This is a genomic window from Pseudomonas sp. CH235 (assembly GCF_004368175.1).
GTDB lineage: Bacteria > Pseudomonadota > Gammaproteobacteria > Pseudomonadales > Pseudomonadaceae > Aquipseudomonas > Aquipseudomonas paraglycinae.
In genome coordinates this window covers 58413-64412 of the sequence record NZ_RRZJ01000034.1, presented here as the reverse complement: position 1 = coordinate 64412, position 6000 = coordinate 58413, and the positions used below count along the sequence as shown (strand labels likewise).

At 59.9% G+C, this 6000-nt stretch carries 5 protein-coding genes; 3 read left to right on the top strand and 2 right to left on the bottom strand.

Going from position 1 to position 6000, the window contains the following annotated elements; translation table 11 throughout:
- Window positions 1-259: 259 nt before the first annotated feature.
- Together EIY71_RS25075 and EIY71_RS25070 are read right to left on the bottom strand one after the other, a co-directional pair.
- A complete protein-coding gene (locus EIY71_RS25075; protein ID WP_129974074.1) occupies window positions 260-1753 on the bottom strand; it encodes a CoA-acylating methylmalonate-semialdehyde dehydrogenase in 1494 nt (497 codons plus the stop codon).
- A 76-nt stretch (window positions 1754-1829) separates the two neighbouring features.
- Complete coding sequence (locus EIY71_RS25070) at window positions 1830-3179, bottom strand: aspartate aminotransferase family protein (protein ID WP_011332325.1); 1350 nt, start codon at window positions 3177-3179, stop codon at window positions 1830-1832.
- A gap of 139 nt (window positions 3180-3318) precedes the next feature.
- Between EIY71_RS25070 and EIY71_RS25065 the strand changes: the two genes are divergently transcribed.
- The 3 genes from EIY71_RS25065 to EIY71_RS25055 all read left to right on the top strand — a co-directional run bounded on the left by EIY71_RS25065 (window position 3319) and on the right by EIY71_RS25055 (window position 5574).
- Window positions 3319-4239 carry a LysR family transcriptional regulator gene (locus EIY71_RS25065; RefSeq protein ID WP_102688493.1) on the top strand — a complete coding sequence of 307 codons (921 nt, stop codon included), beginning with the start codon at window positions 3319-3321 and terminating at the stop codon, window positions 4237-4239.
- Between the two features lie 94 nt (window positions 4240-4333).
- Window positions 4334-4984, top strand: coding sequence for a TetR/AcrR family transcriptional regulator (locus tag EIY71_RS25060; protein ID WP_102688494.1), 651 nt, complete (start codon window positions 4334-4336; stop codon window positions 4982-4984).
- Between the two features lie 8 nt (window positions 4985-4992).
- Window positions 4993-5574 (top strand): YigZ family protein, encoded by a 582-nt coding sequence (locus tag EIY71_RS25055; RefSeq protein ID WP_085748585.1) that lies wholly within the window; start codon window positions 4993-4995, stop codon window positions 5572-5574.
- Window positions 5575-6000 lie beyond the last annotated feature (426 nt).

Here is a 6000-nt window from a genome sequence, read left to right as displayed (position 1 = left end):
GTTGAAAGCACCAAAAGAACCGGCATTTCCAACTCCTTCCAGACTTCGATGAACTGAAGCGACCCGCTTTCGAAACCTACTTAACTCATTGAATCTCAAGGAGTTTTCCGTTTCGACTGCGCCGGAACTGGGGCGAATTATAGAGAATCAGAATTTGCCGTCAACCCTTATTTTCATAAATCTGTCATATCGGTCAAAAAAGCCCCGAAACGCGAAGGCCGACCTTAAAAGGTCGGCCTTCGTTGCACTGCCCTTCTACTTACAAGCTAGGGAAAGCGAATTGCGAAGCCTCATGGCTCGCACGCTGCGGCCAGCGCTGGGTGATCGCCTTGCGACGGGTATAGAAGCGCACACCATCCGGACCATAGGCATGCAGATCGCCGAACAGCGAACGCTTCCAACCACCGAAGCTGTGGTAAGCCACTGGCACCGGCAATGGAACGTTGACGCCGACCATGCCGACTTCGATCTCGTCGCAGAACAGACGCGCCGCTTCACCGTCACGGGTGAAGATGCAAGTGCCGTTGCCGTATTCGTGATCGTTGATCAGTTGCATCGCCTCTTCCAGGCTGTTCACCCGGACGACGCACAGCACCGGCCCGAAGATCTCTTCTTTATAGATGCGCATCTCAGGCGTGACGTTGTCGAACAGGCAGCCACCCAGGAAGAAGCCTTCTTCATGACCGGCAACGCTCAGACCACGACCGTCGACCACCAGGGTCGCGCCCGCTGCCACGCCGTCTTCGACATAACCGCTGACCTTGTCGCGCGCCTGACCGGTGACCAGCGGCCCCATGTCCAGACCGCAAGAAGTGCCGGCACCGATTTTCAGCGCCTTGATCTGTGGAACCAGTTTGGCCACCAGTGCGTCAGCCACCTGATCGCCCACACACACGGCTACCGAAATCGCCATGCAGCGCTCGCCGCAAGAACCGTAAGCCGCGCCCATCAGTGCGCTGACCGCGTTGTCCAGATCCGCATCCGGCATCAGCACCGCGTGGTTCTTCGCGCCGCCCAGTGCCTGAACGCGTTTGCCGCGCTTGGTGCCTTCGGCATAGATGTATTCGGCAATCGGCGTCGAACCCACGAAGCTCAGCGCTTTGACTTCCGGCGCTTCGATCAGCGCGTCCACCGCAGTCTTGTCACCGTTCACCACGCTCAGCACACCTTTCGGCAGACCGGCTTCCAGCAGCAACTGAGCGATCAGCAGGGTCGAGCTTGGATCACGCTCGGACGGTTTGAGGATGAAGCAGTTGCCGCAAACGATCGCCAGCGGATACATCCACAGCGGCACCATCGCCGGGAAGTTGAACGGCGTAATACCGGCCACCACGCCCAGCGGCTGGAAGTCCGACCAGGCGTCGATGTTCGGGCCGACGTTGCGGCTGTACTCGCCCTTGAGGATTTCCGGCGCTGCGCAGGCGAACTCGACGTTTTCGATACCACGCTTCAGTTCACCGGCAGCGTCTTCCAGGGTCTTGCCGTGTTCTTCGCTGATCAATTGCGCGATGCGCGCTTCGTTCTGCTCCAGCAGTTGCTTGAAACGGAACATCACCTGGGCACGTTTGGCCGGTGGCGTGTTGCGCCAGGCCGGGAACGCAGCCTTGGCGGCGTCGATGGCGTGCTGGATGGTTTCGCGGCTGGCCAGTGGCAGCTTGTGGATAGCCTGACCGGTGGACGGGTTGAACACATCGACCGCGCGACCGTTCTCGGTCACCAGTTCGCCATTGATCAAATGCGGGATAACGCTCATCGGGGAACTCCTGAATTCTTGTGCGCAGACGCCCGGAAGGGCGCCTGCTATTGGCGTATCTATATAGAAGGAAAAATCAGTCGAGCTTGTTCAGCACTTCGCCGACCGCGTCGAACAGACGATCAAGGTCCTGCGGCTTGCTGTTGAAGGTTGGGCCGAACTGCAGGGTGTCGCCACCGAAGCGCACGTAGAACCCGGCTTTCCACAACGCCATGCCGGCTTCGAATGGACGCACGATGGCGTCGCCGTCACGGCCCGCAATCTGGATCGCACCGGCCAGGCCGAAGTTGCGAATGTCGATGACGTTCTTCGCGCCTTTCAGACCATGCAGAGCATTTTCGAAATGCGGTGCGACTTCGGCCACGCTCTGTACCAGGTTTTCCTTTTGCAGCAGGTCGAGTGCCGCGAGACCTGCGGCGCAAGCCACCGGGTGCGCCGAGTAGGTGTAGCCGTGCGGGAATTCCACGGCGTATTCCGGGGTCGGCTGGTTCATGAAGGTCTGGTAGATCTCGGAGCTGGCAATCACCGCGCCCATCGGGATCGCGCCGTTGGTGACTTGCTTGGCGATGCACATCAGGTCCGGGGTCACGCCGAACGTGGTGGCGCCGAACATGGTGCCGGTACGGCCGAACCCGGTAATCACTTCGTCGAATACCAGCAGGATGTTGTGCTGGTCGCAGATTTCACGCAGACGCTTGAGGTAGCCCTGTGGCGGAACCAGCACGCCAGCGGAACCGGCCATCGGCTCAACGAACACCGCTGCGATGTTCGACGCATCGTGCAGTTCGATCAGCTTCAGCAGCTCATCGGCCAGGGCGATACCGCCCTGCTCCGGCATGCCACGGGAGAACGCATTGCTCGCCAGCAAAGTGTGCGGCAGGTGATCGACATCCATCATCGCCTGACCGAACAGCTTGCGGTTGCCGTTGACGCCGCCGAGGCTGGTGCCGGCGATGTTCACACCGTGGTAGCCACGGGCGCGGCCGATCATCTTGGTCTTGGTCGACTGGCCTTTGAGGCGCCAGTAAGCGCGGACCATTTTCACCGCGGTATCGGCGCATTCGGAACCGGAGTCAGTGAAGAACACGTGGTTCAGGTTACCCGGGGTCAGATCGGTGATTTTCTCCGCCAGCTGGAACGACAGCGGGTGGCCGTACTGGAAGCCCGGCGAGTAATCGAGGGTGCCCAACTGCTTGGCCACCGCTTCCTGGATTTCCTTGCGGGTATGCCCGGCGCCGCAGGTCCACAGACCGGACAGCGAGTCGTACACCTTGCGGCCCTTGTCGTCGATCAGCCAGCTGCCTTCGGCACCAACGATCAGACGCGGGTCGCGCTGGAAGTTGCGGTTGGCGGTGTACGGCATCCAGTGCGCGTCCAGCTTCAGTTGACTGGCCAGTGGCGACGGCGCGTTTTCAGGCATGTTCATCGGGCAAAACCTCGCAGGGCAATAAGCTTCAGAGAGATAGAAAGCGTTGTTGCAGCTAAATTGCCACGCGGATAAAGTCGGTGAAATTCAACTCTTCTAACCTTCAGTTAGAACTCTGCTAAACAATGAGAACATCAGCATGAGCAGCCGCCGCCCCGATCCACTGGCCCAGGTCAGTGACTTTGATATTCGCCTGCTGCGGATTTTTCGCAGCGTGGTGGAGTGCGGCGGCTTCTCGGCGGCGGAAACCGTGCTCGGCATCGGTCGCTCGGCGATCAGCCAACAGATGAGCGATCTGGAGCAACGCCTGGGCCTGCGTCTGTGCCAGCGCGGGCGCGCCGGTTTCTCCCTGACCGAAGAAGGTCGCGAGGTCTATCAGTCGGCGTTGCAGCTTTTAAGTGCGCTGGAAAGTTTCCGCACCGAGGTCAACGGCCTGCACCAGCACTTGCGCGGCGAGTTGATCATCGGCCTGACCGACAACCTCGTCACCCTGCCCCACATGCGCATCACCCACGCATTGGCCCAATTGAAGGAACGCGGGCCGGACGTGCAGATCCAGATCCGCATGATCGCTCCCAACGAAGTCGAACAAGGCGTACTCGACGGACGCTTGCACGTCGGCGTAGTGCCGCAGGCCAGTGCGTTGTCGGGACTGGAATACCAGCCGCTGTACAGCGAACGTTCGCTTCTCTACTGCGCAGTTGGTCATCCGCTGTTTTACGTCGACGATAAACAGTTGGATGAAGAGCGCCTCAACAGTCAGGACGCCATCGCCCCGACCTTCCGCTTGCCGGCGGAGATCCAGGCGCACTATCAGGCCCTCAATTGCACCGCCAGCGCTTCCGACCGCGAAGGCATGGCGTTCCTGATTCTGACCGGGCGTTACATCGGTTACCTGCCGGATCACTACGCCAGTCTCTGGGTACAACAAGGTCGCTTGCGCGCACTCAAGGCCAGCACCCGCTTCTATGATTTGAGCCTGGCTTCGGTCACCCGCAAGGGCCGCCGCCCTCATCTGGTACTGGAAAGCTTTCTCGAAAGCCTCGCAGCCACCCGCTGACGACCGGGTTTTATTCGCCCGGGGCTTGTCCCGCGCCGTTGGTTGCGCTATCAACGCAACTGGTTGCACCCCACAGACCAACCCGGAAGTGCCTATGACCTTTGAAGTCCCCGCTCACGGCGGCAAACCTGCCAGCCGCATTCGTCAGAAGAACGAAGAGACCATCATCAAAGCCGCCGAAGACGAGTTCGCCCGTCACGGGTACAAAGGCACGAGCATGAACACCATCGCCACCAAGGCCGGACTGCCCAAGGCGAATCTGCATTACTACTTCAGCAACAAGCTCGGGTTGTACGTGGCGGTGCTGAGCAACATCCTTCAATTGTGGGACAGCACCTTCAACTCCCTCACGGCCGAGGACGATCCGGCCGAAGCGCTGACCCGCTACATCCGCGCGAAAATGGAATTCTCCCGTCGCCAGCCGCAAGCGTCGCGGATCTTCGCGATGGAAGTGATCAGCGGCGGCGAATGCCTGACCGAATATTTCAACCAGGATTACCGCGCCTGGTTCCAGGGCCGCGCCGGCGTTTTCCAGGCCTGGATCGACGCGGGCAAAATGGATCCGGTCGACCCGGTGCACCTGATCTTCCTGTTGTGGGGCAGCACCCAGCATTACGCCGACTTCGCCACCCAGATCTGCCGGGTGACCGGTCGCAGCAAGTTGACCAAACAGGATATGGAAGACGCCGGCAACAATCTGATCCGCATCATTCTCAAAGGCTGCGGCCTCACTGCTTCTATATAAGTCGTTTTATGCCATTCACCCTCAGCGGCTTTTGCGAGTTCCGCGAAGAAATCCGCAAAAGCCGTTTCATCACCTTCGCTGCGCCGATCGGCAGCCCCGCTGAGGCGCAAGCCTTCATCGAGCAGCACAGCGACTTGAACGCTTCGCACAATTGCTGGGCGTGGAAACTCGGCGATCAGTACCGCAGCAACGACGACGGCGAACCCGGCGGCACTGCCGGTCGGCCGATTCTCGCGGCCATCGAGGCGCAGGACTGCGATCAGGTCGCGGTGCTGGTAATCCGCTGGTACGGCGGCATTCAGCTGGGCACCGGCGGCCTGGCCCGCGCCTACGGCGGCGGCGCCAACAAGTGCCTGCAAGCCGCGCCGAAGATCGAGTTGATCAGCCGCGTGCCCGTGCACTGCGCCTGCGCCTTTGGCGAACTGGCGCTGGTGAAGCTGCGGGTCGCGGATCTGGGCGGATTGGTGGTCGAGGAAAACTTCACCGCCAATGGTGTCGAGTTGCAACTGGCCGTGGGTGAAGCGCACATCGAGCCGTTGCAGAATCAGTTGGCCGATCTGAGCCGTGGGCGAATCCTGCTGCAGCGTTGAAGCCCCGCCATGTTTTAGGGCACAAGCCGATTTGCTTATACCCGAGACTTGCCCACATCCGCTGTGCACCCGGCTGTGGATAACCTGAGCACAGGAGGCTGTAACCCTTCTGTCACGTGGCTTTGCGGGATTTGCTCACTTTTCGTCCAATCGCCCATCACAACAAACAATTTCACGTAAAAACAATCGCTTAGCGTCGTTTATCGCCTTTGGAAGAAAGCCCGGCAGTGCTTATGCCCGGGATTTTGTCTTGCGCACAAATACTGTGGAGCAACCTGTGGATAAGCCGTTCATGGCTGGCGCAGTCGCAGGTTCTGCATGGCTTTGGCGAGGTTGTTCGTTTTTTGATCAGCCCGGTGCGGGCAAAACTGGAGCCTGATCAAAGGCTTTGCCCTCAAGTGGTGCCGCGCAAGACGTCTAATTCAT